Raw genomic sequence first — 26,193 nt, forward strand, 5'->3', positions numbered from 1 at the left:
AGAGGGTTCAGCGAAAGTGTTCTGCAGAAGGGTAAAAAGGAGCCAGAGAAGCGCGGGCCGCAGATGAAGGCTGTAAGGTTCCACAGGCACGGGGGGCCCGAGGTCCTGCAGTACGAGGACGCTCCGGACCCGGTTCCCGGGGGGGACGAAGCCCTGGTCAGGGTGAAGGCGTGCGCCCTGAACCACCTGGACCTTTGGGCGAGGAACGGGTTGCCGAACGTGGAGATTCCCATGCCGCACATTTCCGGAAGCGACGTATCCGGAGTGGTCGAGTGGGCGCCTCCGGAGGAAAGGGAGTTCAGCAAGGGGGACGAGGTCCTGGTCAACCCGGGGGTCGGGTGCGGGAGATGCGACCGGTGCCTTCTGGGGAAGGACAACCAGTGCAGGTACTACACAATCATCGGCTATGGGATTGACGGAGGCTACGCGGAGCTTGTCAAGGTCCCCCGGGCCAACCTGGTAAGAAAGCCCGAAGGGATGAGCTTCGAGAACGCCGCGTCCTTTCCGCTGGTCTTTCTTACCGCCTACCACATGCTGGTGACCAAGGCCGGGGTGGGACCGAGCGACACCGTGTTGGTCTTGGCGGCGAGTTCTGGGGTGGGCTCTGCCGCCATCCAGGTTGCGAAGCTCCACGGGGCCGAGGTGATCGCGACAGCGGGAGACAAGGCGAAGGCGGAGCAGGCCAAGCGACTGGGGGCAGACCACGTGATCGACCACTATGAGAGGGACGTCCTTGAGGAGGTAAGGCGGCTGACTGGGAAGAGAGGGGTCGACGTCGTCGTCGAGCACGTGGGGAAGGCGACCTGGGACGCCAGCGTAAAGGCTCTCGCGAAGGGGGGGAGGCTTGTCCTATGTGGCGCAACAACGGGAGGGGACGCAGTAACGGACTTGAGGTATGTCTACAATAGAGAGCTCACAATCTACGGGAGCTTCATGGCAGGGAAGGGAGAGTTGCTCAAGGTCGTCGACCTCATCAAGAAAGGAAGGCTCATGCCTGTGGTAGATTCAGTCCTCCCCCTCGAGAAAGCCGCCGAAGCTCAACGTAGGATGGAAGCGAGCAGCCATTTCGGGAAGATTGTGCTGAAGGTCTAGGGGACGATCTCGTAGGTGTGGGTGATCTTGGCGGTAGGTGCCAGGGTCGCGCCGACGCTGCAGAACTTTTCCGCGCTGTCTTTGATCGCCTCTTCCACGTACTTCCTTTCGAGCCATTCTCCGGAGAGGACATATTTGATGTGGATTGAAGTCCAGGGTTTTGGGAGGCCCTGCTCTGGACGCCCTCCGGAAAGCAGCATGTTCAGTGACCTCAACTTCTGTTTTCTCTTGTTCAGGATTGCGACAATGTCCATACCTGTGCAGGCTCCAAGGGACGTGAGTAGGGCCCGCATGGGCCCGATCCCCTTCTGGTTTTCGTCACGAGAGTCGTAGACCACCGTATGACCAGATGTATCTGTGCCAAGAAAGACGTTTTCTCCGGCCCAGGAGACCTGCGCTAGCCAGTCCTGCTCACTCGACTTCGATCACCAATGGTCTAGAAGTCGCTTCCACCGAGCCTTTTTCTATGAAGCTTCTGCGCCCCCACCGGGCGGCTACGCTCCCGACAAGTTTGTGCCCCCCCTTGCCGAGGATGGACGCCGGGAACCTCAGGGTCTTCTCCACATCGAGCATCTTGGATTTGGCGTCCTCGACGTTATTCGGGATTTGCGGAGGCCCTCCGTCCTCGGGAACGACCATCGCCCATATCCGATAAGGCAGGTCGGGGTCGCGGCTCCAAAAGAAGCTCGCCTTCCGGACCTCCTTCTTGATTTCAGCTACCCTCCTCCTCAGCGGCCCACGCTGAACCCCGATTGACATCTTCATGGTCAGTCTTAGAATCTTGTCGAAATCTTCCCAGCTGACAGTCCAAATATCGGGATGAAACGCCTCTCTCAGCCCGCCAATAATCCTATAGCCGACATTTGCCGATACTGTCTCGGTGGGGGAGTAGGACAGCTTGTCCGTGACCAGGTGGACTCGGTCGACCCTAGTCTCCGTCCATGAGTATTCACCTCTCCTGTTCCTAAGAGGCAATCCGTTCAGGCAGCTCTCTCTTGCTGGTTAAAAGGTTGATTGGGACAGGACTCCACATTCTTGGCGCGTGGAGGTAGATCAATAGACTTCGCCCCAGACCCCTGGTGCGTCCGCAGGTCGAACCGCGAGTGAGACGCGCGGGGGATTATTGCCAGATTCCAGAATTACTTAGATTTCGCATGGTAGGAAGAGCAGAACAAAGAACAAATTCCAAATAAAGGCCTAGAAGTCCTGTTTCCATGCGTTGAGACAAGTCGGACGCCTAGTCCAGGGGGGAGAACCATCCAAATTCAGGATTCGGAATCAGCACACCTTAAATTCAAAGTTGGCACCTATCATCGCGGGGATGGCAAGGAGCACAAGATGACCCCAATCGATGCTGAGTCGAGTAACGTCAATTTGAGGACCGTTCAGTTGGTCAAACTCTTGACTGAAGTCGGACCAGATGTTCCAGAGATCTCCCGCCGGCTGGGGCAGTTCAAGGAATCGGTAAGGTACAGGTACAAGGAGAAGATTATCAACAAGGGGTTCGCGGTTCAGGCGGCAGTCGACAACGAGAGGCTTGGATTGAAGAGACTTCTAGTTGTCCTCGAGTTCGCCGAGGAATACAAGGCATACGCCCAAGCGATACTTGCGTCGATGAACGAGCTCTGTTACCTGATAAGCTTCTCGAAGGTCTTGGTTGCTGGGAACTACGTGGTGAATTTCGCGGTTCCTGAAGGGTTCGTCGACGAGGTGAAGTGGTTCCTCTCGGAGATGAAGGAGAATGGCATGTTCAGTCGTCTGGAGATTCTGGATTTCGAATGGATCAGAAACGTACCGATGAAGGCAGAGCACTACGACTTCGACTCCGGACGATGGGACTTCGACTGGTCAGACTCGTCGGCGAGAGACTACGATGCCGCATCTTACGCTCCATCTCATCCTGCCAAATTCGACTTCGTCGACCTCTTGCTAATCAAGGAGTTGCAGATGGATGCAAACAAGTCTCTGAAAGTTATCTCCGATAATCTCGGTGTCAACTACAAGAAGCTCGCCTGGCACTTCACAACGCATGTGAAATCGAGAAAATTGCTAAGGGGGTACACGGTCAACTGGATGGGGACAAGATATGACTACGCCATCGAGAAGGCCCTGCATAGGAAGCATAGGTATCTGGGAATAGGTCTGATCGTGAGAAATGTCAATGCCGCGGAAACAATGTCAATCAGAGAGAAGGTCGACAGGTTGCCGTACCTGTGGGCTGAGGCGGCGGGAAGGAACTACTATGCAGAATTCGCTTTCCCGGTCGACTTCGTGGTTGACGGCCTAGAGTTCTTGGGGGACGTGGTGGCGAACGTCAAGGACAGGGCACAGGTCCTAACAATCGACCAGACGGACGCAGCAAGGTTCACCATTCCCTACAAACTGTTTGATCCTACAAGGAAACGGTGGGTGTTCGACGGACAGGGTCTGATAACTAGATTCGAGGGCCTGCTGATGGAAATAAGAGGAAGAACAGGCTAGTCTAGCCTGTTCCGAAGCCGCCGATGATTTCGAGCGGACCTACCTTTAGTCCTAGTGTCGCGAAAACAAGACTCGCGCCACTGAGGGCTATCATTCCGTATCTGATCTTCTCGTCTAGGGTCATGTGGCGTCCTCCTCAGAGACCGCTGTTTTTAAGATTGTGCCTACGCATGACGAAGGTCGCCTCCGCCTAGGCGAATTCTAAAGCCTAGATTCATCCCCTGCAGGTCAAAGGCCCTCTGTTTGGGCCCAGGAGGCGCCAATCCCTAAATATGAACCTCTCATGTTAAATCCGAGCACCGCTGCCCAAAATCCAGCAAGAGAAGCACCAGCACATACCCGGGAGACAGATCATGGACAAGATTGTCCTCGGCGGGAGCGATGGGGCGATAGAGGCAGTGGCCATGACTGCGGCCCTGAACGGGGCGAAGGTGACCTTCGGCACCATCCTGCTAGCTGGCTTCGCTTTCGCGATCGCAGGAGGGTTTTCCATGTTCTTCAGCAGCTATCTCTCGAGCCGGGCAGAGATGGAATCCCTCCGGATCGACGTCCAGCGGGAGCGCATGGAAATCGAGACGGAGCCCGAGGAGGAGAAGGCAGAGCTCGAGGAACTGCTCAGGAAGGATGGTTACAAGCAGAACGAGGTCGATGTCATAATGGGGAGGCTTGTTAAGGACAAGGAGATGTGGCTCAGAACCCAGCTGAGGCACGAACTGCGGCTCAACATCGAGGACCTGGCCACGGACCCCCTTGTCCGGCCAGGGTCGGCGGGGCTGGCCTTCTTCCTCCTCGCACTGCTCGCGCTCTCCCCTTACGGCCTCCGCTTGGAGCACTTCGAGGCGCTCGTGGCTTCGGTTGCGCTGTCGCTCTGTGCCCTGTTCGCCCTGAGCTCGAGGGTCTTCACACCGAGCCACTTCAAGCCCAAGGCCGGCCTTGAATCTGCCCTGGTCGGCCTCCTTGCGGCTGGGCTCCTGTACGGCGTAGGTTATCTGATTTCGGCGCTCTGAGGATCACAGGTTCATTAACCGCGCATCCATGGTCCGCTCTGCTTGGATCCACACGGAGCCGCGCGCGAAGATGCGCTCGGGCCCCAGCGCAGACTGGAGATAATACCCGACTCTACGCGGACATCCGGGAGGAAGTCAAGATGAAGTTTCGTTACCTCACGTTCGATTGCTACGGAACCCTGATCGATTGGCAGAAGGGAATTGAGAGGTCGCTCGAGGCGTCGTTCGGTAAGCTCCCGGTGCATGGTGGCGCCCTCATGGAGTCCTACGCTGCGGCGGAGAAGCTGGAAGAGGCGGACTACCAGAAGTATAGAGAAGTGCTCAGGAAGACATCGCTGAGACTCGCGGAGGAACTGGGACTCAAGACCACTAAAGACTCCGCAGTAAGGTTTGCGGGGTCGGTCTCCTCGTGGCCCGCCTTCCCTGACACTCAGGCAGCCCTGAGAAGTCTGGGGAAGCACGGCTACAAGAGATACATTCTGTCGAACGTCGACGTTGACCTGCTCACCGCGACCATTAGGGAGAACGGCTTGAAATTGGACGGCTACGTTACTGCAGAGGATGTGGGAAGCTACAAGCCCGCCCACGCTCATTGGCTGAGGTTCATGGAGATGACCGGGGCCACCAAAGACGAGATCCTTCATGTCGCACAGAGCGTCTTCCACGACATCGTCCCGGCTGGAAAGATCGGCATCCAGACTGCCTGGGTGAACAGGTACAGACAGGCATTGCCCGCCGGAGCCGAGCCCCTTTACATCGCGGACAGCATGGAGGGCCTCGTAAGCCTGCTTGAATGAAATCGACGCAGAAGGTATATTTCTTCCCCAGAAAGGCCGAGACTAGGATTCAGGATGCGCACCAGGACGGTTGCGAGCACCGCTATCTTCACAGCTTTCGTCGCGGCGGTCACCTTGGGGTTCGTGATCGTCATCCCTGCAACAAAGGGTTACTTCAACATCGGCGAGATAATGGTGTATGTCGTCGCCATGTTGATGGGGCCCTACATCGGAGCTTTCGCAGGGGGGGTCGGGTCGGCAATTTCCGACGCCTTGCTTGCGCCGGTGTATGCGCCCGGTACGCTTGTGATCAAGGGGATGGAAGGGCTGATCGTCGGTTACCTGACGAACCTGCCTATGGCAAATCTGACCCGAAGGTTATGGGTGGCCATCAGCACTCTTCTTGGAGGGGTGTTGGCTACATTGGTAGCCCTCCTCGGCATGGACTACCTCTCGGGCCCCCAGAACCTGTACCTTGGACTCTCCTACTGTTCGGCGAACTGCTCATCTATTTCTCCCGCAACGACGGCCGTGGGCCCTCAATTCTCAGCCAACTTCAACCTACCTTGGGAACTTTGGATCGTTGTTGGAGTAGCTGCATTCCTAGTTGTTGTGGGGGTCGGCCTGTCTCTCGACGAAAAGCTTGGCTGGACAATCATTGCTATCCTAGCGGGGGGGTCGGAGATGGTCATCGGGTACTTCATCTATGAATCCATGGTGCTACAGCTTGGTTTCATCACAGCGTCGGCAGAGGCGCCCTTCAACATAGGACAGGTGCTCGTTGGCCTGTTGGTGGCGGTGCCAGTAGTGCGAAGTTACAGAAGGATTGTTAGGCGGAATCCAAAACAGACCTCGGGGACGGGCATGAGCGGAAGTCCGGCTTCGAAATGAATCGACTCCCCCTAGGCAAGCTTCCGATAGGTGTGATGCGCGAAACAGTACTGAAGGCGACCGGCGCCGCATCTTCGATGATAGTCACCCCGCCAAATGCGGGTCTAGACTTCGCAGCGATCAAAATGCGGCAGGGGTACATGATCGTCTCAGCGGACCCCATCACAGGCGTGGCTTCCCAGATAGGCCGCTATGCGATGAACGTCAGCGCCAACGACGTCGCCACCAGTGGGAACAGGCCCCAGTTCGCAGAATCCGTCGTGCTGCTAGCTGAGCAGTCGGATGTCGCCTACGTCAGGAGGCTGGCCCAGGAGATGGATGCCGCGGCCAAGGAGCTGGGCATCGCGATCGTCGGCGGGCACACCGAGGTCACTCCTGGTCTGATGAGACCAATCATCGTAGTGACGGCTTTCAGCTTCGTCAACAGGTATGTGTCGTCGGGGGACGCCCGGGAGGGAGACATACTGCTGATGACCAAGACGGCGGGCATCGAGGGAACGGCGGCAATCGCGGGAGGGGACGTGGCCTCTGCAGCCGGGATCTCCAAGGCCGTCGCGCGGAGTGCGGCGAAGTTCGTTTCGCAGATGAGCATCGTCGACGAGGCGGTCGCCGGATTCCAGACGGGCGCGGTCCACGCAATGCACGACTGCACCGAAGGAGGGGTCCTGGGTGCTGCCTTCGAGATGTCCCTCGCCTCGGGGCTCGGGTTCAGACTCGAGGAGCAGCTTGTGCCAGTCGCGGACGTGACGCGGATTCTGTGCGAGCGGCTCTCACTCGACCCATTGAAACTGATCGGTTCCGGGTCGCTCCTCCTGGCAGTGGAAAGGGGAAGTGAGTCCAGGGTGAAGAAGGCACTCGCGCCCATCTGCAAGGTCACCCGCGTAGGGGAGTTCACCCGGAGGAGACGAATTCTGGTGACTCGGGGCGGGAAGGAACAGTGGATGCGGTCCGCGCCAGAGGATGAGCTATGGCGAGTGCTTGGGCGCCCGGTCTGACGTGAGAGCGGCCTTCGTAGTGTCTTCTTCGCTTTTCCAGGGATGTGAGCTCCCGGCCGCCCAGGAGAACTTCTTCTGCATGGACTTGCTGTAGACTTTGGCCCAGTCCAGTCCCACATAGTCGCACCAGGACTTGAAGACCCGCGGGTCAATGTAGTTCTTCATCGACGTGTTGAGGTTGTAGTTCTTCGTCCGCACGAAGAAGTCGAGCTCCATCTGGAGCTTCTGCGCGCGCCTGTCGCCCGTTTTCGCGCCTTCCCTCGCGGCCTCCAGCTTTTGCTTCTTCTTCTCCAGGGACAGCTCCCAGGTCTTAGGAGGCGTCCTCTGGTGGTTGCAGAATATCGCGGCTTTCAGGTTGGCCTCCTTTGCATGGTAGAGCTTCTCCAGGTCGTCGGCGTCCCTGACGTCCTTTGACTGGAGTGCTTCGCGTGTCTTGGCCGTGGCGTGGAACGTCCTGAAGACCTTGGCGCTCAGTCCCTTTACGATGGAGGAGAGGTATTGGTTGACCATCCCGGAATCGACGTCGTGGAAGACCTCGGCTTCCTTCCGCTTGCCTGACGTGAATTCTTGTAGGTTTCGGAGGACCGCGGGCGGGGGGGCGTCACGCTTGTTCCAGGGCACGGAGTCCTTGCCGAGGAAGTTGAATTCAACGCTCGGGCCTTCGATCCTTAGGTGTTCGACCCTCAGGGTGCTCGCTCCAACTGTGTCCGCCTCGTCTTCGTCTTTTTCGTCTCCGACCCTCATCCCAAGGACGTCGATCAGGTAGCAGACGGACGCGACCTGGCGGGTCCGCTCGTCCTTTGAAACGAGGTCCCGGATTATTCTTGAACGGATCTTTTTGATGTTCGAGCCTACCTTGAGGGCGTTGTCGTACTTCGCCCTGTTCCTCGATTGCTGGAGAGGGGAGCTCTCGTGGAGCCAGACGTACTTTTCCTTGTCCATGAGATTGTCAATCCACTTTGCCATCCACATCGAGTTGTGGTCGTGGACCACTTCTTTCCAATGGCCGGGTGGCACCGTGGCCGACTCGCCGAGGTTCAGGGTTACGTCAGATTGGTTCACCCTCGGCTTCCACCTGCCCCTCATCGGGTGCTGGCCCCGCCCCATGAACAGACCTGGGGGTTCGACGAGCCAGTTGGCGATGTCCACTTCCTTGCCGTCAAGGATGGCCTTGCCGTAGTTGGCCTTCAGGGCCTCTCTCCTTTCCTTTCTGCTACGCGCTAGCTTCTTCTTCGCCCTCTTGCCCATGCCTTCTTTCGCGGCCTTCTCCTGATCGACAATCTTGAAGAGCTGGGAGAAGCTGACGTCCTCGAATTTCGCACCTCTGCACCACTGGGGAAGCACCTTCAGGAAGTCCAACATGAAGTTCGCCGTGAAGACAGGGTCCTGGATGTACGGCGTGTCCTTCTTCTTGGCGAGGTTGTATGCCATCTCTTCTGCCAGGGGAGAGAGGGGCAACGTCCTCCCCTTCACAGAGGCGGAGAGGCCCCTGGGCGCGTAGAGGTCAGGAAAGTTGACGCCGTGGTGGGAGAGGGTCGTCCAGTAAGCGGTCATGAATCGGATAGTCAAGATTTGACCCTGCCGTATTTAAGAAAAATGATGATCGAACCAGTCGGGTTCTGTGTGCGCGCAGTCCGAACGATGGGTTAATACAAGAGGGTCGAGAAACGGGTCGCCCTTCCCATGTGGCTGGATTTCGAGAAGAAAGATCGTAAGACATTCAACAGGCCGGTCCTGGTCGTCGCAGTGTCGACGTCCATCCCGCAGTACAGGTCGATGTACTCCCAGGCGAGAGAGTTAGCCGAATACATGGTGAAGAAGATGGAGTTCGAGAGGGTCGCGACCGTCTATTCTTCCGCGTTCCCTCCAGAAGTCCTCATCAGGGAGGGCGGAGTGTCGACCCTGCCTTCCTGCGGCTTTGATGTAAATCGGGGGAAGAAAGATGTGGTGCTATTCAGTGGTGATGCGAGCCCCATGGAAGACCAGCATGAGTTCTCCCAGCTCATCCTTGACTACGCGAAGGAGATCGGGGTAAAGGAGCTCTACTCCATCGGCGCGAGGTGGGCTGAGAATCCTACTCCTGAGGCGGAGCCGGTTCCGAACGGGTTCGCGACGGACGGACAAGGAGTTGCCAAGCTGAAGAAAAACGGGGTCAAGATCATTACCGAAGAGGCTGCTCCATTCTTCGCTTCGATGGTCGTCGGGATGGCGGCGGATTATGGGATAAGGGGGTACAAGCTGTCTGTGGACCACGGAGAGCCCAGCCCGCATCCAAAGTCGGTGGCCAGACTCCTGGGAGTCCTCTCGGCCATGGCTGGGTTCGAGATAGCTATGGACGAGCTAGTCTCAGGCGCCAAGCTTCAGCCGCCGCCGGGGAACGGCGGGAACACCACGATCTACAAGTAGGCTCCCCTAGGCTGAAGGGACTGTCTCGGCTTCCCCGTCGAGGGCGTCCATTTCGGCACTGAACCCCCAGCTTCTTGCCAGCCTATCTGCCTCTTTCTCCCTGGCCGGAGATTCTTCCGGGGCGACGTGCTCGTTGAGCCAGGCGTGAGCCAGCTCGTGGGCGATTACGGCCTCCGCCGCCTTGTCAGAGAGGGCATCCAAGAGGTCCGAGTAGAAGGTAATGGTCTGTTTCGGTCTCGCGAAGAGGAGCAGGAACCTCACCTTCGAGTACCTCGTGAGACCGACGGTGGTCTTGGTCGGATGGTTTGAGAGCGCGACTTCACGCAACGTCGAGATCTTCGGCACAGACTTGGGCGGCCGTCTGACCGCGTCCCTGAAGAGGCGGGCGAACCTTCTGTCCTTCGCCCTGAAGGTTACCTCCCCGCTGAGGACCCCTTGGAAAACGCGAGTCTCAGGCATGAAGCCCGCAGCTCAGGCTCCCTTTGCCAGGCGCCGGCCGATAATGGCCATGGCGAGGCCGACCCAATAGGGAGCGTAGAGGAGGACGTTGTCCAATCCCAGCTTGTAGGATGTGTAGCCGAAGGAGATCAGGAGGCCGAGGAAACCCGCTCCACCCCCCAGGTAGATCAGAATCCGTCCTATCCTGACGTGCCCCAGTAGGATGACCAAGCCGCCTGCGAGGACGGTGATGCCGCCCAGCCCTATCAGAATGACGAGGATAGTTACCGCAAGGGCAGCGGCGTTCAGAGCGAGGCCATTAAGGAAGTCAGAGAGATTCGGTGCGACGTAGATGTTCAGAGCTTGGAAGAGCAGTCCGCGGGAGGTGTATCCGCTGAATACCATCAGGAACCCGCCGACGACCGCGAGGATTCCGCTGGCCCAGCGCTTGGCTCCCATGACCGGATTGTCCCACGGGTGGTAGAATAGGCTTGCGATGGATTATGTCAGGCCTCAGGGGACACCGAGACCTTTATCCGAAGGCGCCATCGCGTGACGAGAACGAAATGCACGCGGAGAAAGTGGATAGGTCCCTTCAGAACACACTGGAGTGGGCCATGGACAGGATGCGAAACAAGGGATACGTGGTGAACTCTCCAGTGGTGCTCTCGGTCGACCCGAACCTCTCCATAATGGGATATGCAAAGAAGGAGGGGGAGTCTCACAGGATAGTGATTTCAGAATGGGCCCTAGATTCCGAGATGCTTGGTGGGCTGGTCCTCCACGAACTAGCACACATCTACTTCACGGAGAGGGGGGCGCACTCTCACGACGGGGAGATGCTCGAGGAGATACTCCAGGGATTGAAGGAGAAAGACGGCCTGCGTGCGAAGGAGACCGAGTATCTGATAGACGCGTTCAACCACCTTCAGAACATCCTCGTGGACGACGTGGTCTTCGCCGTAATGGACGAAAAGGAGCTCGAAATGGCGAAGCGGTTCTTCTCTGAGTGGGTCGCGGAGAAGCCTTCGGGAGACCCTGTCCTGGACTCGGCGCTCCTGTCCAGGAACGCCTTTGCCATAGCCTCGCTGAAGAGGAGGAAGATACTCGATGGTCAGAGCGACATGGCGTATAGGAACAAGGGGTTCGTAGTTGCCCTCGGCCAACATGCGGAAGCAGACTTCGAGTGGTTGGAGGGGTTCCTGGAGAACGCCCGGTCGGATTGGGGGAAGAAGCAGCTCCAGGAGGCCATCGAGGAGTACTTCGACAAGATCCTGTCGCTAATGCGCTCGTCATCCAGGCTAGACGACCTGAGATGACAAGTTGAACCAGGGTCGAAGTAGGCGCCCGTCGAGCACCAAGTTCCTCGTACTTGTGGCCATAGCGGGAGCGGTCGTCTTCTCTCTGTACCTCGGGTACCTCGCCTGGTCCAATGACAGTTTTCCCCTCCAGGAGAAGCCCTTTGGAGACTACGCTTCGGTAACTTCCTCCACCTTCAACGGGACGGAGTACGCGTTCCACATCCATTGGTTGAACGGTGGGTACGTGCCGCTCTACGCGCAGCTCACGTCTGCGGTCTCTGATTCCGCAAACACCCCGGTGTGTGACACTGGGTTGAGCTCGATCGCGGGCGGACAGACTGTCTTCATGCCTTTCACGATAGCACCCAGCTCCGCCGAGCTCTCGAGTGTAAACCTGTCCATAGCAGTGAGGTCGGTCGCCACGGGGAGCGAGTTCACCATCGTCTACAGTGTAGCTTCAGTCGCCGCCCAGCCGGGCAACATAATGCCGTCGGGGGCCTCCTGTCAGCAGCCAGCCGGCGGAGCGATGTAGCCCGCTGCCTCCCTTTACAGGGTAGCCAGCTGCACTCTGGGCGGAACCCGAGTGGAATCCCTCGGGGGCCAGAATTGGCGGAGGTGAACAGACCGATGAGTGGGAACTGAATATCGAGCCGCAGATCTAGGTGCCCGTGATTGGTTGCATTGGCAGAGGCTCGCCGTGCTCGCCTGCCGCGCATCCGCAACCCTGGACATGCCCACCGCGCCTCAACGTTCCTCTGTATAGTCCGTCCTCCAGCTTCCTTCCTGTCTTGGCTTCCCAGTCCTCGATGGCCATGCCGTACTTCTGCTGAATCCGGTCCCTGTACCATTCGGGGATGACGTTGAAGCTGCAGAAGGGTATGATCCTCAAATCTGGCGTCAGATAGTGGATGTCGCAGCGCTGCAGCCTCTCCTCGTCCTGGTTGTACTTGTCCTGAAAGTGCATCATCCCCAGGAACATGCTCTTCAGGTGGAACTGGCCGATGGCGGTGTAGTCGTGCTTGATCAGCGCGTCAGTGAGGAGCTTCGCGAAGCTCAGGCTCTTGGGCTGCTTCTCCTTGTTGACGAAGGACGAGAGCTTGGTGAGGACCTTTGCCGCCACGATGTAGCGGTTAGTCCCTGAGTAGATTTCTTCGCTCTTTTCGTCTAGGTACTCGATCATGCCTGGAATGTCGACGAACTCTGGCAGAGGAACGAGCCTCTTCTTGTCTGGATCGTTGAAGACGTAGGTCCCTGCGCCGCACGCGAAGTGTATCGAAAGCTCGTACTGTTCCCTCTTGGTGAATGCCTCGATAAAGCCTGTCACCGGGGAGCACGAGGGGACCGGGAACCAGCCGTCTTTTGTAATTTCGCCGTTGGTCTGTTCCTCAATCCTATCGATGCAGTCAGGAATCGTTATCCTGTACTTCGCCCTCTCCGTCTTTGTCAGCCTTCCTGTGAGAGAAACAGGCTGGAAGTTCACCGCGTGGACCGTGTCGATGTTCCTCTGGCCGAAGCGGATGATGTCGCCCAGTTCGTGGTCGTTAATCGACTTGATGACGGTGGGGACGAGGACGATGCCTACTCCCTGCCTGCGGCACGCCTCGATAGCGTACGGGGCCTCCCAGTGGTTCTTGGGGTTGGTCTTCGGGGTCGTTCCGTCGAAGCTCATGTAAAGGTTTGAGACGCCTGCGTCCTTCAGGCGCTTGGCGAGCCCTGGGTTGAGCGCGAGGTTGATTCCGTTCGTGTTAAGCTGTATGTGGTCGACCCCTTCCTCCTTCAGTATCTTGATGATGGTCGGGAGGTCTTCCCTGATTGTCGGCTCGCCGCCAGTTATCTGGACAGAGTTACCGGCGACTGGCCTCTCGGCCTTGAGCGAGCGGCCCATTTCCCTGATCTGGTCTAGGGTCGGTTCGTAGACGTAGGCCCCCTCCAATCCTTTCTTGACGTAGAAGAAGCAATACCAGCAGGTCAGGTCGCAGCGGTTCGTGACGATGATGTTGGAGAGCCCAGTGTGCGAGAGGTGGTTCGAGCAGAGCCCGCAGTTTGCAGGGCAGGAGCAGACGTCCATGGGCACGTTGGCGGCATGGGTGCCCTTTCCGTCCTTCCAGTATCGTGAGAACTTGCTGTACATTTCATAGGAACCGAAGTAGAGTTCCTCGGTCTCGCCGTGCTCTGGGCAGGTCTTGGTCATCCAGACCTTGTTGTCCCTCTCGAAGACGATAGCGGGCAGGATCCTGTTGCAGTCAGGACATATCGACTGGGTCTGGCGGATGAAATTGCCCTTCGAAACCTGCTTCTTGAGTTCTAGACTGATATCTGCGATTTGAGCCAATGCGAAACGCTTGGAGTACTCCTCTTCGAGCAGAGCATATAAGCATTTTAACTTTACAGAGGGTGAAAGGTTAAAGTCAGGCAGGCTTGCCCCGTGTGCTTGAAGGCTCGTCTGGTTGGATTCCCTTGATGGCAATCACCTTTCGTTCTGGAGTGACGACGAGCATGTCCCCGCAGGCCTTGCACTTGTAGTACATGTTGACCCCGTCGTCGGTCTTCTGTTCGCCAACATACTCGAGGGTCTCGTGCTTGCACAAGTTCCTTCGGTCGTCCCCGAGGAGCGCGGGATATACACTTTTGGCCGTCTTCCCGTTGCAAGCCGGAATATGGGAGGCCTGGCTGGACCTTGACCCTGGGCGAGCCGGCGAGCTCGGCGCTGGAGGCCTTGGGGCTGACCGGGAGCGAGGTCAAGGCGTACGTGGCCCTCCTCAAAGGTGGGACCATGACTGCGAGCGACGTCAGCAGGGAGGCCAGGATTCCATACTCCAAGGTCTACGACGCCCTGGAGTCGCTCCACAAGCGTGGATGGGTTGAGGTGCAGAAGAGCAGGCCGATTGTCTACACAGCCAAACCTCCGGACACGGCCCTCGAGGAGCTGAAGTCTCGGCAGGAGACTGAGAGGAAGGAAAAGGAGCAGGTTGCGCTTGAGGAGCTGATGGGAATCTATGTGAGCAGAGGAGAGCAGGAGAAGCCGGACATCTGGATCATGCGCGGGACGAACGAGATACTTTCCCGGGTGAAGAACTTGCTCCTGAACTGCAGGACTGAGCTGCTCGTCGCGCTCCCGGCCCAGTTGCTCCCGTTCACTGAGAGAATTGAACCGTTGCTGGCCACGCTCAAGGAGAAGGGGGTCAAGAGCCTCATCCTCACCTCCACCGACTTGCCACGGGGGGCGGCCGACAAGCTACAGAGGTACGCGGAGATCAGAACGAGGAAGACGATGTATGGAGGGGGCCTCATTTCGGATTCGAGGGAGGTCATCCTACTGCTGGGAGGTACAGAACAGGGCTCCCTCCCCCTGGCGATCTGGGCTTCGCACCACGGACTTGCCAGCTTCGCCAAGGACTACTTCGAGTTCCTCTGGGACTCTCCCGAGACGACCAAGCCTTGAAGCGAGTCGCGCCCAAGGGTCCAGTCCGGGATGATGAGGACCTGGTGTCCAGGCTTGGAGCCGAGACCGGACTCACCAGAGACGAGGCATCCTACTACTTGAAAATCCTCCGCCAGGGGTCGGTCCCGGCTTCGCCAAAGGACGAGCTGGCCGAAGGGCTCACCCACCGAGGAATGACAATCCTCTCCGGCGACGGACAGAGGATTATTCCCGTCCATCCGAGGCTCGGCGTGGCCAATCAGTATCGGACCTGGAGGGAGAGCATGGTCAGGGAGATAAACGACCGGAGGATGAGGACAGACAGGTTGATCCTCGAACTGATACCTTTCTACGAGGCCGCAACGGAGAAAAGGACGGACGAGGGGGGCGAGTAGGAAGCCATGGCGGCGCACGAGCATGAAATTGTCTTCATGGGGATGATCAACGTCAATCGCGACAACTACCTGCAGGGAGTGGTCGACGTCTGGCGATGCAGGGGGTGCAGGAAGCTGTTCTGCGACGACAAGAGGTACGGTGAGCCACTGAAAGCGAGCGTCGGGTTCGAAACGATACCCGATGACGAGAAGTGGGGGGTGTTGACCTGTACGACCCTGAAGGAGGTTTACATGAACAGCCTAGGGGTCAAGCCTGGGAAGAAGATCACCCACGCGTGCAGGAGCGGCGAGGTGCACGAGTTCGTGGTAGGGGCAGACTGGTCCCTCGCTCCGCGGGTGGCCAATCCGATACACGGGCTGTACCTGGTCGACGAGTATGTGAACAAGAACATCGAAGCTGGGTACTACAAACTGACGATGGCGAAATGAATTTCGGAAGGCTTGCGGTCGTCGCCGGCGTTGCGACCGGACTCCTGTCGACTGGAGGTAGTCTGTTCTCTTCTTTCGCATATCCATCTCAATGTCCCTCCGGCGCACAGTGCGCCTCGTCGCCTTGGTCCGTGATCACGATCCTTGGGGCGTTAGGAATCCTTCTGATCTTCGACTCGGCGATCAGCTATGTGGGTCCGAGAAGGGCGTTCTACGGAGAGACCGGTGTATCAGTCCTGATTGCCGTCCTCTTGGTCAGCATTACCGGCGAGGCGAGCGCGACCTACTTCTGGCTGACACTGACACTCGCACTTCTGGCGGCAGTTCTCTCCTTGGTCGCAGCAATTCCGAGGTCGGCGCTCACCGAACAGTCGAACCCGATGAACCTCCCCGTCTTCGGCTAAACCCTGAAGATCTCGAGTTCGCCAGTAGACACAGCTCGCCCGACGTTGCGTCGCAAGGCGGCCGTATCGATTCGATGGTAGGTGGGATCTTTGAAATCCAGCTGTCTCAGTGCCCTCCCTAGGACGCCGAGGGCGATGTCCTTCTCTCCTTTCTGGAGGTGGACGAAGGCTGCGCATACGAGTATTATTCCTTGGACGTAGCGCTTCTCGTCCCCCTCCATGGTCCGCCAGGCGCTCTCCAGGGTCTCGTGACACTCCCAATACCTCTCGGAGTTGAACTGGCTCCTCGCTTCCGCGAAGAGCTCCTCCTCGGTCATGTGCCTAGGAGCTTGGTTGAGGTCCCGGATGAATTCGAGCGTCCCGAGGGGTTCGGCGGCCGCGACGAAGGTCTCGAAGTCGAGTTTCGAGGGGACGAAGACGTCCAACTCCAGGGCCCCATACGAGGTCCACTTCGGGTTTCGGACATCGGCGCCCGTCGCGCGTGCCATTGACTTTATCCCTCTCAGGAAGTCCTCCCTCGGATCGGAAGGCGCGCGGAACCGGACTAGATATCGCATGAGGACCCGTTTGGCTTGGTGGTGGGTTCCGGACTCAAGATCTTTCTCATTGCTTTCAATCGAGCTATTCAGGTCATCACCCACCAAGGCAGGTTGTCTGTGGCTTTCGTTAAAGCCTTGACCAGAACTGTCAACGGGGGAAACTGGGATGAAACGGATGAGTTCGGGTATTAGTTTATATCCACTGAATCGTTCGGGCGCTTTCGGCGGGGCCTTTGGTACAATTAGACCTGACCTGTTACCTTGAGGGATTCCGCAGGTTCCTGATCAACAGCACGTGCAGGAGCTACATCCCGGAGTCGTACTTCCGGGACCCAGAGGTCTTCCCGGAGAAGGAAGGAGACCAGGGTTCCATATACGTCGAAGCTGTCGACAAGGTTGACCTGAAGCAGATCCGGGACATCAAGTTCATCAACGCAAGGGATATCCTCGGGATAATCTACACCTCCAAGAGCGGGAACACCAAGCTGAAGTGGCGCCAGCTCAGGGGAGACACGGGAAGGATGACCGGGGAGGCATCAGGCAATTCACTCGGGAACCTAGTCATGGCCCGCGTGATTTCTCCAGACGAGGTCGAGGCGATAATTGCGGCCGAGGAAGGCGCCGAAGGAGCGCAGCAGCCAGAGAGTGCGGAAGGTGCGCAGCAGCCCGAAAGCCAGGCCGACGCGTCCCAAGACTAGTCGTTTTCACCGAGCAAACCTGGTGCAAACTCAATATCCGCTTAGTTTATAGTGAGCTGCGGGAACTGTTTCGAAGCATGGGCAAGGTAAAGGTCAATCGGATAAGCAGCGTGACCGACCCGCTAACAGGCCTCCCCGCCAAGCAGATTGAGCTAGTGGAGGTCAGAGACGCGCGAAGGCCCGAAATGTTCCCTGCCGGCGATGAAGGCCGGCTCATCCAGGGCATGGTCTCCCAGCTGCAGGGAATGGGCCTGATGCCTCAGATGAGGGACTTTGGGTATTCGAAGGTGATCATGACTCTCACGGAATCCGAATACGACATGTTGGGGATGAGGCTGGACGTCAACGAAGTGTATGAGCTGGAAATCAGGAACGGCTCCTTCGCCCTGAAGAAGATAACCGAAGGGACCTGAGGCAGTCCGGGGAGCTGAGCACCGAGTTGGGCGGAAAGGTCCGCGAGGGAGACAGGGCGCCGGATTTCGCCCTGGAATCTCAAGACGGGAAGGTCATTTCCTTGCGTGACTACGTTGGCTCAAGGAATGTGGTCCTGTACTTCTACCCAAAGGACTTCACTATGGGTTGCACCGCGGAGGCGAGAAGTTTCAGCGAGAACTACGCTGAAGTGAACGAGATGGGGGCCGAGGTCATCGGGGTAAGCTCTGATTCAACCGAAAGCCATTCAAGCTTTGCAGGCGAGTGCGATGTCAAGTTCCCTTTGCTGAGCGACAAGGGTGGGAAGGTCAGGGAGATCTACGGCGTCCGGTCGACTCTCGGTCTGCTCCCCGGAAGGGTGACCTTCATTATCGACAAGCAAGGCGTCGTACGTCGGATCTTCTCCTCTCAGATCAATCCTAGGCGACATGTGTCTGAGGCGATCGAGGCGCTGAAGACGCTGCCACGCTGATCCTCCAACTCCGGCCCAGACCGTCGAGGAAGAACTCCTGGAGTGATCCAGCATAGGCTCCTGAAGAGGTGGATGGTGCGGCCTCCGGGATTTGGACCCGGGCAAGTGGCTTGGGAAGCCACTATCCTAACCAGGCTGGATCAAGGCCGCGCCGACGTGCCTGAGATTGGAAATACTATAAACGAACCCATTGCGGGACTGCCAGAGCATGAAGCAGGACCTCCTCTCAAGGCTGGCGCCAAGGCTGAAGGGGCTTTCAACGGGGGGGTATGAGAGAACCTACAGGGGCGGGTCGAGGTCGAGGAAGACGAGCGTCCATCAGCTGATTGCGAGTCTGCTCGATTCCCTTGGAATCGGATACAAAGAGGATGTCAGGGTCACGGGAGCTGGTCAACTCCGTGCTGATTTCCTGGTCAACGGGACCTGGGTATTTGTCGAAAGGGACCTGAGTGCGCCCGAGCGAGAGGCCCTGCGAAAAGGCGGGAGGGACTGCCTGATCGTAAGAAGGGACGCGCTGCGGAGCGACGAGTTCGACCACGGGATACGCGTGCTGTCACTCGGGGAGACGGGAGACCTTCAGACCATTTTCCTAGACGACCCATCCTTCAACTTCGATTACGCCCACATCCTACCGAAGACACGGAAGTGTTCGGTGATGCATGGGCACACCTCCTCGGTGCTGGTGGAGTTGGTGGGGAAGCCGGTCGAGGGGATGGTGGTTGATTTTGGAGTGGCCAAGGAAATAATCAGGGACGCAGTAAGGAGCATTGACCACAAGCTCTTCATCAGGGAAAAGTATGTGACCAAGATGAATTCCAGGAGTGTATCTCTCAAGTTCAGGACTGTCCACGGAGACTTCGCGATCAAGGCGCCCAGAGCCACTACTGTCCTGCTTTCTGGAGAAGCGACGGTGGAGAACCTCGCCAGGGAAGTCCTCTCGAGGATCGCTCCGCGCATGCCAGATAACGTGACGGCGGTAGGCGTCTACGTCTATGAGGGGCTTAACAAAGGGAGCCATCTCGTCGCCCAGGTCCACCAAGACGAGGTTGAGGAACGACGAAAGAAGCGGTAGTGCTCCTCTCGGGCGGGATCGATTCAGCCACCTGTGCCTACCTGGCCAAGGGCAGGTACCGGCTAAGAGCACTGACGTTCGAATACCGAGGCATTGTCAGGGGGGAGATTGTTGCCGCCAGGGGGGTCGCGCATTCGGCAGGGGTCGCCGCCCACAGCTTCTTCAGACTCCCAGATCTCAGAGAAGCGGGGGATATCCCTGGGTTCAACCGTGGAGAAATGCCCCCTACCTACATACCCATGAGAAACGGTATCTTCTATTCCGTGGCGGCCTCGGTCGCCGAGGAGGTAGGTGCCGACGCCATCATCGGCGGACACAACAAAGACGATGCGAGGACATTCGTGGACGCCGGACCAGACTTCTTCAACCAACTCCAAAGGTCCATGTGGGCAGGGTCGAGATTCCTAAGGTCGAAGAGAATCAAGATCCTCAGACCTCTGGGCGGAAGGACGAAAGTGCAGGTGATCAGGCTGGCGGAGTCTCTAGGCGTACCGTTCGAAGAGACCTGGAGCTGCCACCGCCAAGGGAAGACCCACTGTTGGAAGTGCGACGGATGCCTCGCGCGGATCTGGGCCTTCATTGAAGCGGGGGTCGCCGACCCGCTTCGAGAGACCCGGGGCTGAAGACGGCTTCCAACCATCAGCTTAAATCGACAGGCGGCCGCCGAGCCCGAAGGCTTGGCTGACCTGCTCATCGGCACTTCGGGATGGTCCTACAACGAGTGGGCGGGAGTCTTCTACCCAAGCTCCAGCACCAACAAGCTGTCCTTCTATTCGAAGGTGTTTGGGACTGCCGAGGTGGATTCGACCTTCTACGCCTATCCTTCGAAGGGGCTGGTGTTAGGATGGTCCAGGTATTCCCCCGACGGTTTCGTGTTCTCGGCAAAGCTTCCGAGGCTGATCACACACGACAAGAAGCTCGACCTAGGGAAGGGGGTCGAATCAGACTTGGTCAGATTCCTGAGCCTGATGAAGCCCCTGATAGCCAGCGGGAAGCTGGGGCCGATCCTGGTGCAGCTCCCCCCGAGCTACTCCTATCAGGCCGACTTCGACAAGCTGAAGGGCTTCCTGGGGGCGGTCCCCGAGGACGTGAGGTTCGCAGTAGAGTTCAGGCACCCCTCCTGGCTGAGGGACGAGGTCTGGTCGATGCTTCGGAGCCGGAACGTCGCCAACGTGATCGTGGATGAGCCTCTGCTCCCCCCGGACATAGTGGTGACGGCAGACTTCGCATTCGTGCGCTGGCACGGGAGAGGGACAAGGCCCTGGTACAACTACAGATACAAAGAGGCGGAGCTGAAAGCATGGGTGCCGAAGGTGAAGGAGGTCGCTTCCCGGGTGAAGAAGACCTTCGGTTACTTCAACAACCACTTCCACGGGTTCGCTGTGGAGAACTCTCTGAAGATGATGGGGATGCTTGGCGTCTCCACTCCCCGACAGGATGAGGTCGGGGCGAAGGCCACGCGGTTCATCGAGAGTGGCGGTAGGAGCTCTGGGGAGGGAAGCATGATGGAATTCGTGGGGACGGAGGGAGCCTGAGCAGATGAAGGTGAAGATTCTGATGGACGGAGGAAGGCCGAAGGTGGACCCGGGGGAGCTCAAGAGGGTCATCAAGGACGCGGGTCTGGAGATGACCACGGGAAGGGCAGATCTCGGAGTGGTCGTCGGAGGGGACGGGGTGTTCGGCGAGTATGGGAGGACAGAAACGGTCCCGCTCCTGTTCGTAGGGGTCAGGTCGAACAAGGTGACGGGCTCGAAGGCGTTCCTTGCGGCCGCCTACTACGACGAGCTCCCGGAGGTTCTGGAGAGGGTGAAGACAGGGAGCTTCAAAGTCAGCGAGCAGAAGCGGCTCGAAGTCTTCAAGAACCAGAAGAGCCTCGGCGAAGTGTTCACGGACGTGTATGTCCAGAGGGGGGCAGAAAGCAACTGCCTGAGGTACAAGGTTAGGACGAAGGGCGAAGGGGCTTCGACTGAGGAAGCAGTCATCGGAGACGGGGTGGTGGTCACCACCGCGGCCGGGTCTACTGGATACTATTCCTACCCCGAAAGGATCTCTGGCGGTGGATTCCGCGCGTCAGCCTTCTCCAAGTTTCGGATAGACCAGCTTGGCATCTGCCACATCAATCCGACCTACATCGAACGTTCTGGCTCCATGGAACCCCCGTTCAGATACACGGTGCCCTGGGGGAGCCAGGTCGAGATATCTCTGTTCCGTGATGCGGACGCCAGGGTCTACGGGGTCCAATCCGGGAGAGATGGGGTCAGGGTCTCCAAGAATGACAGGGTCACAGTAGTTCCTGGAGAGCACTCGACCCGCGTGATCTCTTTCGACTAGGCAGTCGTTGTCAGATTGAAGGTTCGACGCCAGTAACGATGTAATCCACGGACTGTCCGATGTAGGTGGCGTGGTCAGAAATCCGTTCGAGGTACCTGAGGATGAGCCCGGCTGAAAGGGCGCACCTGATGTCCTTCTTCTGGACCATCACGGTCCTGACGTGGCGTCTGTAGGCCTCGTCGACCGTGTCGTCCATCTTCGGGATCTTCCTCGCCAGGGCGACGTCCCGGCGCGCGAAAGCGTCCACGCTCATCCTGATCATCTCCTGCGACGTCCGAGCGGTCTCGAGGACCGCCTTGCGGTCGCACTTGTCCAGGTCTCCAAACATGTCGAGGACCTCGACTATGTCCAAGGCGTATCTACCAAAGCGGTAGTATCCGTAGGAGATTTCGAAGCAAGCCTTGATGAACCTGAGGTCGGACGCGACAGGCTGATATCTCGCAATTACTTCCATTGAAAGGTCGCTCACTTGCCTGTGAAGCGATTGGAGGTGGTCTGACCATTCTCCGACCTGGGTGGCCTTCGCTCCTTTGCTGTAGGCGTCGATGGCGGCTGTCACTGCGTTCTCTGAGAGGGTCGCCATTTCGAGCATCATACTGTTCAGCTTGTCCAGCCCCATGTCCATTAGTCTTGGCAAGTTCTCTCTCCTTTAGCCGAATTTCCCTGTGATATACCTCTCGGTCAGCTGCTCTTTCGGATTTTCGAACAGTCTTGCAGTTTCGTCGTATTCTATTAGCTTGCCCAAATACATGAAAGCGGTGTAATCTGCTACCCTCGAAGCCTGTTGCATGTTATGGGTTACTATGACTACAGTGTAGCTTCTCTTGAGCTCGGCTATGAGCTGCTCAATCTTCGCGGTCGCCGTAGGGTCGAGGGCAGAGCAGGGTTCGTCCATGAGAATCACTTCGGGTTCTATGGCAAGAGCCCTGGCGATGCAAAGCCGTTGCTGTTGGCCTCCGGAGAGGCTGGCTCCCGAACGCTTGAGCTCATCCTTGACCTCCTCCCACAGGTAGACCTCTTCGAGGCTCCTCCTCGTGGCCATTTCGAGCTTCCCCCTGTCCTTCACCCCGTTCAGTTTTAGGCCCGCGACGACGTTGTCCGCGATTGACATGTTCGGGAAGGGGTTCGGTTTTTGGAAAACCATCCCAATCCTTCTCCTCACATCCACCGCATCGAGGTCAGCTCCATAGATGTCAGCGCCGTCCAGGAGGACCCGTCCTTCCACAGTGGCTCCGAGCACGAGCTCGTGCATCCTATTCATGCATCGAATCAGGGTCGATTTCCCGCACCCAGACGGTCCGATCATAGCCGTGACCTGGTTGGGTCTGATTGGAAGTTCGATGTTGAACAGAGCCTGCCTCTTATTGTACCACGCGTTGAGATTTTGCACATGGAGCTTGGCTCCCTCGCCGGTGTACCTGGCGGCTGGCTTGACCTCCTCGATGTCTGTCGCCGTGGGCAGCTCCTCTCTAAGCATGGCCAGTCCTCCCCCGTGTTATAATCCGTACCCCGAGGTTGACTCCCATCACAATCAAAATGAGGATGAAGGCGGCTCCCCAGGCCAGGTTCACCCAGTTCGGGAAGGGAGAGGTGCCGAAGTAGTAGATGTAGTATGTGAGAGAGGCGACTGGCTGGAACGGGCTCGAGAACCAGAGCGTGCTGATCCCGGCGGTCAGGATGAGGGGCGCGGTCTCCCCCATCACCCTGGCAAGGGCCAGGAGGGCTCCAGTGGCAACAGCGCTCTTGGCGTTTGCGAGCACCAGGATGGACGTCCTCCACTTCCTGATCCCCAGCGCATGGGAGGCCTCGCGGAGCGAGTTGGGGACTAACTTTAGGGCCTCGGCTGTGGTGTTCGAAACTATGGGTATCATCATTACCCCTAAGGCAATCCCGCCCGCGAACAGAGAGAACCCATGGAAGGGAAGGACCAGGAGTATGTAGCCAAGAATTCCTATCACAATGGAAGGGTTCCCTACCAGGACGTCTCCCAGGAATCTGACGGTGGAGCCGTACCAGTTGTTGCCGTATTCCGAGATGAAGATCCCAGAGAAGAGCCCTACTGGCAGGCCTATGGCGGATGCGAGGGCGACCAGCATAAGGCTCCCCTCGATGGCGTTGCCCATACCACCAACCGCCCCCGGAAGAGGGGTGGGAGGGAGCTTGGTGAAAAAGTCGAGGTTCATGGACGAGATTCCAAGCCTGGTGACCTCGTAGAGGATGCTCGCCAGTGGGATTATGGCCACGACAACTGCCACGAAGGCAAGGGAGAGCCAAATCTTGTCGGCCAGGAACCTGCGGGACATCATAGGTAGGAAGCAGCCTCCCTGCTCTTCACGAGCCTGCTGATCAACAGCCGCGCCGCTATGTTGGTTAGGAACACCACGGTGAGGAGCACGAGGCCGGCCTCCACAAGCGCGGAAATGTAGACCGTTCCCGTCGCCTCGGTGAATTCGTTCGCGATGAGGCTTGCCAGGGTGTAGCCTGGGGAGAAGAGCGAACCTGTGATTAGGGGGGTATTTCCGATGACCATTGTAACGGCGATGGTTTCTCCGAAGGCCCTCCCCAGGCCGAGGAAGATGCTTGCGAAGATGCCGGACCGAGCGTAGCTCAGCACCGAGATTCTGATTGCCTCAGATTTGGTCGCACCGAGGGCATAGGCTGCCTCCCTCTGGGAGTTTGGAACAGCCAGGAGTGCATCTCTGGAAATAGACGAGACTATGGGGATAATCATGATTGCCAAGATTATCCCCGCGGTCAGTATGCTTACCCCGGGAAGCTGGGTGCTGGAGCTCTGGAAGATGGGAAGGAATCCCAGATAGGTTCGCAGCCCCGGATAGACGTTGTCTCTGAGGATGGGCGCGAGCACGAACAAGCCCCAGAGGCCATAGACCACGCTAGGAACGGCCGCGAGCATCTCGACCACGAATGAGAAGGGGGACCTGACTCGGTGTGGAGCCAATTCGGAAAGGAAGACGGCGACACCAAGGCTGATTGGAACCCCGATCACCAGGGCGATGGCCGAGGTGACCAGGCTTCCGTAGAGCATGGGAAGTATGCCGAAGACGTTTGCGATAGGGTCCCACCGGGAGCCGGTCAGGAACGAGAACCCTGTTCCGAGGGTAAGCGAGGAGCCCGTTCCAAGTTCATAGAAGAACAGAGCGGCAAGTCCCACTACTACAGATGCGAAAATTATGGTCAGAGCCTTGAAGATGGCATCAGCGCGGCTGCGCCCCTTCATTGGCGAAACCTACGATTGGACATGATAAAAAGAGAAGGCGGGTTCCACTCAGCCGCTGATGAATGGAACGCCGTTGTAGTTCATCTTCGCGATGATGGATTGATCGATGGAGACCACTGCCGAAGGCAGAGTCGGATAGAAGAGACTAGGCCCAAATGCCTGCCCCTGGTTGACAATCCACCAGAAGAAGTGCGCTGTGTCGTAGCCTTGCTGTTGGTTGGTTTGGTTCTGCCACACCAGGAGGTATGTGTACGTCGCGATGGGGTAGGAGGAGGTTCCTGGAGCGTTGGTTATGGCGTAGGTTGGGTTGGCCTGAATCTGTGCTGCAAAATCCGACGCAGCCGCAGCGATGTTGGCTATGGATGGAGCGAGGAAGTGGCCGGCCTTGTTCTGTATTGAGGCCGCGTTGAGCTTGTTGGAGAAGGCGTAGTACGAGTCCGCATAGCCGACTGTGTTCTGGTTCTGCTGGACGTATGCCGATACTCCACCGCTTCCCTTGGCGCCGATCTCGAAGGCTGGCCAACTGACCGAAGTCCCGAAGCATGGGCAGCCTGAGGAGAACGAAGCATTCCAGTTTGTGCTGACTTTTTCGAAGTAATTGGTAAGGGCATAGGTTGTGCCGCTTCCGTCAGACCTGTGGACCGGCACAATTGTGTTGCCTGGTAGGTTGACGCGCGGGTTGAGCGCTTTGATGGAGGTGTCGTTCCACTTTGTGATTTGGCCGAGGTAGACCTTGGCAATGATTGGGCCTGTAAGGTTGAGGCTCACGGTCACGCCTGGAATGTTGTAGAATACTGCGACCCCACCCAGCGTCTCGGGGATCGTCAATAGTGGGCCCTTTGCCGCCGTGTAGTTTACAGACTGCGAAGAGGATACTGGCGCGTCGCTCCCTGCGAACTCGAAGGTTCCCTTCAGAATCCCGGTGATGCCAGCCCCGCTTCCGATGGCCTGGTAGTTGGTCTGGACCGCACCGTTGCTGTATTGGTTGAAGCTAGTAGCCCAAACTTGCATGATTGGGTTCACGAAGGTCGAGCCTCCTGCCTGGAGTGTTAGAGGATAGTAGGTTGTGGTTGCTGTGGTCACGCTAGTTACCGTACTAGTCCCCACGCTTGTTACAACACTGGTCTGAGTGGTCCCTGTCGTCACGGTCAGGGTAGTCGTCGAGCCAGGATTGAGGGCGATGTAGGCCCCCGCTGCTACGATGACTACGACGAGTGCTACAGCCAGTCCCGCAACAGTTGAGCTAATACCGTTCTTGTTGACGTTCATGTTCGGATTAAGCCGACCCTCGACGGGATATATTGCTCGCCGACGTACTACGTGAGGGGATATTGTGCCCAATAGAGAGTATATTGCCAAAGCGAAAAGCCGCAGA

At 57.9% G+C, this 26,193-nt stretch carries 34 protein-coding genes and 1 tRNA gene; 20 read left to right on the plus strand and 15 right to left on the minus strand.

Features of this window, described 5'->3' with window-relative positions; genetic code table 11:
• The first annotated feature begins 63 nt into the window (after nt 1–63).
• Entirely contained in the window at nt 64–1,092 is a 1,029-nt protein-coding gene (locus OK438_02530; GenBank protein MDA4124319.1) for a zinc-binding dehydrogenase, read from the plus strand.
• On the opposite strand, the gene OK438_02535 is transcribed toward OK438_02530, so the two are convergent.
• Nucleotides 1,089–1,430, minus strand: coding sequence for an OsmC family protein (locus tag OK438_02535; protein ID MDA4124320.1), 342 nt, complete (start codon nt 1,428–1,430; stop codon nt 1,089–1,091). The genes OK438_02530 and OK438_02535 overlap by 4 nt on opposite strands.
• A gap of 73 nt (nt 1,431–1,503) precedes the next feature.
• Nucleotides 1,504–2,067, minus strand: a complete 564-nt coding sequence (locus tag OK438_02540; protein ID MDA4124321.1) for a hypothetical protein — start codon at nt 2,065–2,067, stop codon at nt 1,504–1,506.
• 363 nt (nt 2,068–2,430) lie between these two features.
• On the opposite strand from OK438_02540, the gene OK438_02545 reads away from it, so the two are divergent.
• A complete protein-coding gene (locus OK438_02545; protein ID MDA4124322.1) occupies nt 2,431–3,573 on the plus strand; it encodes a hypothetical protein in 1,143 nt (380 codons plus the stop codon).
• Nucleotide 3,574: 1 nt separating this feature from the next.
• Here OK438_02545 and OK438_02550 read toward each other — a convergent pair whose 3' ends face one another.
• Nucleotides 3,575–3,697, minus strand: coding sequence for a hypothetical protein (locus tag OK438_02550; GenBank protein MDA4124323.1), 123 nt, complete (start codon nt 3,695–3,697; stop codon nt 3,575–3,577).
• Between the two features lie 229 nt (nt 3,698–3,926).
• Between OK438_02550 and OK438_02555 the strand changes: the two genes are divergently transcribed.
• The 4 genes from OK438_02555 to OK438_02570 all read left to right on the plus strand — a co-directional run bounded on the left by OK438_02555 (nt 3,927) and on the right by OK438_02570 (nt 7,242).
• Nucleotides 3,927–4,580, plus strand: a complete 654-nt coding sequence (locus tag OK438_02555) for a VIT1/CCC1 transporter family protein (protein ID MDA4124324.1) — start codon at nt 3,927–3,929, stop codon at nt 4,578–4,580.
• 140 nt (nt 4,581–4,720) lie between these two features.
• Nucleotides 4,721–5,377, plus strand: a complete 657-nt coding sequence (locus tag OK438_02560) for a haloacid dehalogenase type II (protein MDA4124325.1) — start codon at nt 4,721–4,723, stop codon at nt 5,375–5,377.
• A 54-nt stretch (nt 5,378–5,431) separates the two neighbouring features.
• A complete protein-coding gene (locus OK438_02565; protein ID MDA4124326.1) occupies nt 5,432–6,247 on the plus strand; it encodes an ECF transporter S component in 816 nt (271 codons plus the stop codon).
• Nucleotides 6,248–6,282: 35 nt separating this feature from the next.
• Nucleotides 6,283–7,242 (plus strand): AIR synthase-related protein, encoded by a 960-nt coding sequence (locus OK438_02570; GenBank protein MDA4124327.1) that lies wholly within the window; start codon nt 6,283–6,285, stop codon nt 7,240–7,242.
• Here OK438_02570 and OK438_02575 read toward each other — a convergent pair.
• Entirely contained in the window at nt 7,213–8,796 is a 1,584-nt protein-coding gene (locus OK438_02575) for a DNA topoisomerase I (GenBank protein MDA4124328.1), read from the minus strand. The genes OK438_02570 and OK438_02575 overlap by 30 nt on opposite strands.
• Nucleotides 8,797–8,925: 129 nt before the next feature.
• On the opposite strand from OK438_02575, the gene OK438_02580 reads away from it, so the two are divergent.
• The gene (locus OK438_02580; GenBank protein ID MDA4124329.1) at nt 8,926–9,648 is read left to right on the plus strand and encodes a PAC2 family protein; all 723 of its coding nucleotides are present in this window, start codon (nt 8,926–8,928) and stop codon (nt 9,646–9,648) included.
• Nucleotides 9,649–9,654: 6 nt separating this feature from the next.
• Here OK438_02580 and OK438_02585 read toward each other — a convergent pair whose 3' ends face one another.
• Both OK438_02585 and OK438_02590 read right to left on the minus strand, forming a co-directional pair.
• Entirely contained in the window at nt 9,655–10,107 is a 453-nt protein-coding gene (locus tag OK438_02585) for a M48 family metalloprotease (protein ID MDA4124330.1), read from the minus strand.
• Nucleotides 10,108–10,119: 12 nt separating this feature from the next.
• Nucleotides 10,120–10,545: a hypothetical protein gene (locus OK438_02590; GenBank protein ID MDA4124331.1), complete on the minus strand. Its 426-nt coding sequence runs from the start codon at nt 10,543–10,545 to the stop codon at nt 10,120–10,122.
• Between the two features lie 107 nt (nt 10,546–10,652).
• On the opposite strand from OK438_02590, the gene OK438_02595 reads away from it, so the two are divergent.
• Both OK438_02595 and OK438_02600 read left to right on the plus strand, forming a co-directional pair.
• Entirely contained in the window at nt 10,653–11,405 is a 753-nt protein-coding gene (locus OK438_02595) for a DUF5781 family protein (protein ID MDA4124332.1), read from the plus strand.
• 4 nt (nt 11,406–11,409) lie between these two features.
• On the plus strand, nt 11,410–11,919 hold the full coding sequence (locus OK438_02600; protein ID MDA4124333.1) for a hypothetical protein: 510 nt from the start codon (nt 11,410–11,412) through the stop codon (nt 11,917–11,919).
• A 126-nt stretch (nt 11,920–12,045) separates the two neighbouring features.
• On the opposite strand, the gene OK438_02605 is transcribed toward OK438_02600, so the two are convergent.
• Both OK438_02605 and OK438_02610 read right to left on the minus strand, forming a co-directional pair.
• Nucleotides 12,046–13,578: a radical SAM protein gene (locus OK438_02605; GenBank protein MDA4124334.1), complete on the minus strand. Its 1,533-nt coding sequence runs from the start codon at nt 13,576–13,578 to the stop codon at nt 12,046–12,048.
• A gap of 217 nt (nt 13,579–13,795) precedes the next feature.
• Nucleotides 13,796–13,975, minus strand: a complete 180-nt coding sequence (locus OK438_02610; GenBank protein MDA4124335.1) for a hypothetical protein — start codon at nt 13,973–13,975, stop codon at nt 13,796–13,798.
• Between the two features lie 89 nt (nt 13,976–14,064).
• On the opposite strand from OK438_02610, the gene OK438_02615 reads away from it, so the two are divergent.
• From OK438_02615 to OK438_02630, 4 genes are read left to right on the plus strand one after another with little or no spacing between them, the layout of a single operon-like run.
• A complete protein-coding gene (locus tag OK438_02615; protein ID MDA4124336.1) occupies nt 14,065–14,829 on the plus strand; it encodes a hypothetical protein in 765 nt (254 codons plus the stop codon).
• Complete coding sequence (locus OK438_02620; protein MDA4124337.1) at nt 14,826–15,203, plus strand: hypothetical protein; 378 nt, start codon at nt 14,826–14,828, stop codon at nt 15,201–15,203. The genes OK438_02615 and OK438_02620 overlap by 4 nt, the downstream gene beginning before the upstream one ends.
• A 6-nt stretch (nt 15,204–15,209) precedes the next feature.
• Nucleotides 15,210–15,632, plus strand: coding sequence for a hypothetical protein (locus tag OK438_02625; protein MDA4124338.1), 423 nt, complete (start codon nt 15,210–15,212; stop codon nt 15,630–15,632).
• On the plus strand, nt 15,629–16,036 hold the full coding sequence (locus OK438_02630; protein MDA4124339.1) for a hypothetical protein: 408 nt from the start codon (nt 15,629–15,631) through the stop codon (nt 16,034–16,036). The genes OK438_02625 and OK438_02630 overlap by 4 nt, the downstream gene beginning before the upstream one ends.
• Here OK438_02630 and OK438_02635 read toward each other — a convergent pair.
• Nucleotides 16,033–16,524 carry a DUF309 domain-containing protein gene (locus OK438_02635; GenBank protein MDA4124340.1) on the minus strand — a complete coding sequence of 164 codons (492 nt, stop codon included), beginning with the start codon at nt 16,522–16,524 and terminating at the stop codon, nt 16,033–16,035. The genes OK438_02630 and OK438_02635 overlap by 4 nt on opposite strands.
• A 284-nt stretch (nt 16,525–16,808) precedes the next feature.
• Between OK438_02635 and OK438_02640 the strand changes: the two genes are divergently transcribed.
• From OK438_02640 to OK438_02650, 3 genes are all read left to right on the plus strand, one after another.
• On the plus strand, nt 16,809–17,273 hold the full coding sequence (locus OK438_02640; protein MDA4124341.1) for a hypothetical protein: 465 nt from the start codon (nt 16,809–16,811) through the stop codon (nt 17,271–17,273).
• A gap of 77 nt (nt 17,274–17,350) precedes the next feature.
• Nucleotides 17,351–17,686, plus strand: a complete 336-nt coding sequence (locus OK438_02645) for an arcadin 1 (protein ID MDA4124342.1) — start codon at nt 17,351–17,353, stop codon at nt 17,684–17,686.
• A gap of 26 nt (nt 17,687–17,712) precedes the next feature.
• Nucleotides 17,713–18,177 (plus strand): peroxiredoxin, encoded by a 465-nt coding sequence (locus tag OK438_02650; protein ID MDA4124343.1) that lies wholly within the window; start codon nt 17,713–17,715, stop codon nt 18,175–18,177.
• A gap of 73 nt (nt 18,178–18,250) precedes the next feature.
• On the opposite strand, the gene OK438_02655 is transcribed toward OK438_02650, so the two are convergent.
• A tRNA-Gly gene (locus OK438_02655) sits at nt 18,251–18,327 on the minus strand.
• A 58-nt stretch (nt 18,328–18,385) separates the two neighbouring features.
• Here OK438_02655 and OK438_02660 point away from each other — a divergent pair.
• Genes OK438_02660 through OK438_02675 form a run of 4 tightly spaced genes read left to right on the plus strand, consistent with a single transcriptional unit; the run spans nt 18,386 to nt 21,580 of the window.
• Entirely contained in the window at nt 18,386–19,249 is an 864-nt protein-coding gene (locus OK438_02660; GenBank protein ID MDA4124344.1) for a 6-carboxytetrahydropterin synthase, read from the plus strand.
• A complete protein-coding gene (locus OK438_02665; GenBank protein MDA4124345.1) occupies nt 19,249–19,872 on the plus strand; it encodes a 7-cyano-7-deazaguanine synthase in 624 nt (207 codons plus the stop codon). Before OK438_02660 ends, OK438_02665 begins: the two co-directional genes overlap by 1 nt.
• 54 nt (nt 19,873–19,926) lie before the next feature.
• The gene (locus tag OK438_02670) at nt 19,927–20,784 is read left to right on the plus strand and encodes a DUF72 domain-containing protein (protein ID MDA4124346.1); all 858 of its coding nucleotides are present in this window, start codon (nt 19,927–19,929) and stop codon (nt 20,782–20,784) included.
• Between the two features lie 4 nt (nt 20,785–20,788).
• Entirely contained in the window at nt 20,789–21,580 is a 792-nt protein-coding gene (locus OK438_02675) for a hypothetical protein (GenBank protein ID MDA4124347.1), read from the plus strand.
• Between the two features lie 10 nt (nt 21,581–21,590).
• On the opposite strand, the gene OK438_02680 is transcribed toward OK438_02675, so the two are convergent.
• From OK438_02680 to pstS, 5 genes are read right to left on the minus strand one after another with little or no spacing between them, the layout of a single operon-like run.
• Nucleotides 21,591–22,217 carry a phosphate uptake regulator, PhoU gene (locus OK438_02680; protein MDA4124348.1) on the minus strand — a complete coding sequence of 209 codons (627 nt, stop codon included), beginning with the start codon at nt 22,215–22,217 and terminating at the stop codon, nt 21,591–21,593.
• Between the two features lie 12 nt (nt 22,218–22,229).
• Nucleotides 22,230–23,057 carry a phosphate ABC transporter ATP-binding protein PstB gene (gene pstB / locus OK438_02685; GenBank protein ID MDA4124349.1) on the minus strand — a complete coding sequence of 276 codons (828 nt, stop codon included), beginning with the start codon at nt 23,055–23,057 and terminating at the stop codon, nt 22,230–22,232.
• Nucleotides 23,050–23,886, minus strand: coding sequence for a phosphate ABC transporter permease PstA (gene pstA / locus OK438_02690; GenBank protein MDA4124350.1), 837 nt, complete (start codon nt 23,884–23,886; stop codon nt 23,050–23,052). Before pstA ends, pstB begins: the two co-directional genes overlap by 8 nt.
• Complete coding sequence (gene pstC / locus OK438_02695; protein MDA4124351.1) at nt 23,883–24,818, minus strand: phosphate ABC transporter permease subunit PstC; 936 nt, start codon at nt 24,816–24,818, stop codon at nt 23,883–23,885. Before pstC ends, pstA begins: the two co-directional genes overlap by 4 nt.
• A 48-nt stretch (nt 24,819–24,866) precedes the next feature.
• Nucleotides 24,867–26,087 carry a phosphate ABC transporter substrate-binding protein PstS gene (gene pstS, locus OK438_02700; GenBank protein ID MDA4124352.1) on the minus strand — a complete coding sequence of 407 codons (1,221 nt, stop codon included), beginning with the start codon at nt 26,085–26,087 and terminating at the stop codon, nt 24,867–24,869.
• Between the last annotated feature and the right edge of the window lie 106 nt (nt 26,088–26,193).

The sequence above is a fragment of the Nitrososphaerota archaeon genome (assembly GCA_027887005.1).
GTDB lineage: Archaea > Thermoproteota > Nitrososphaeria > Nitrososphaerales > Gagatemarchaeaceae > UBA183.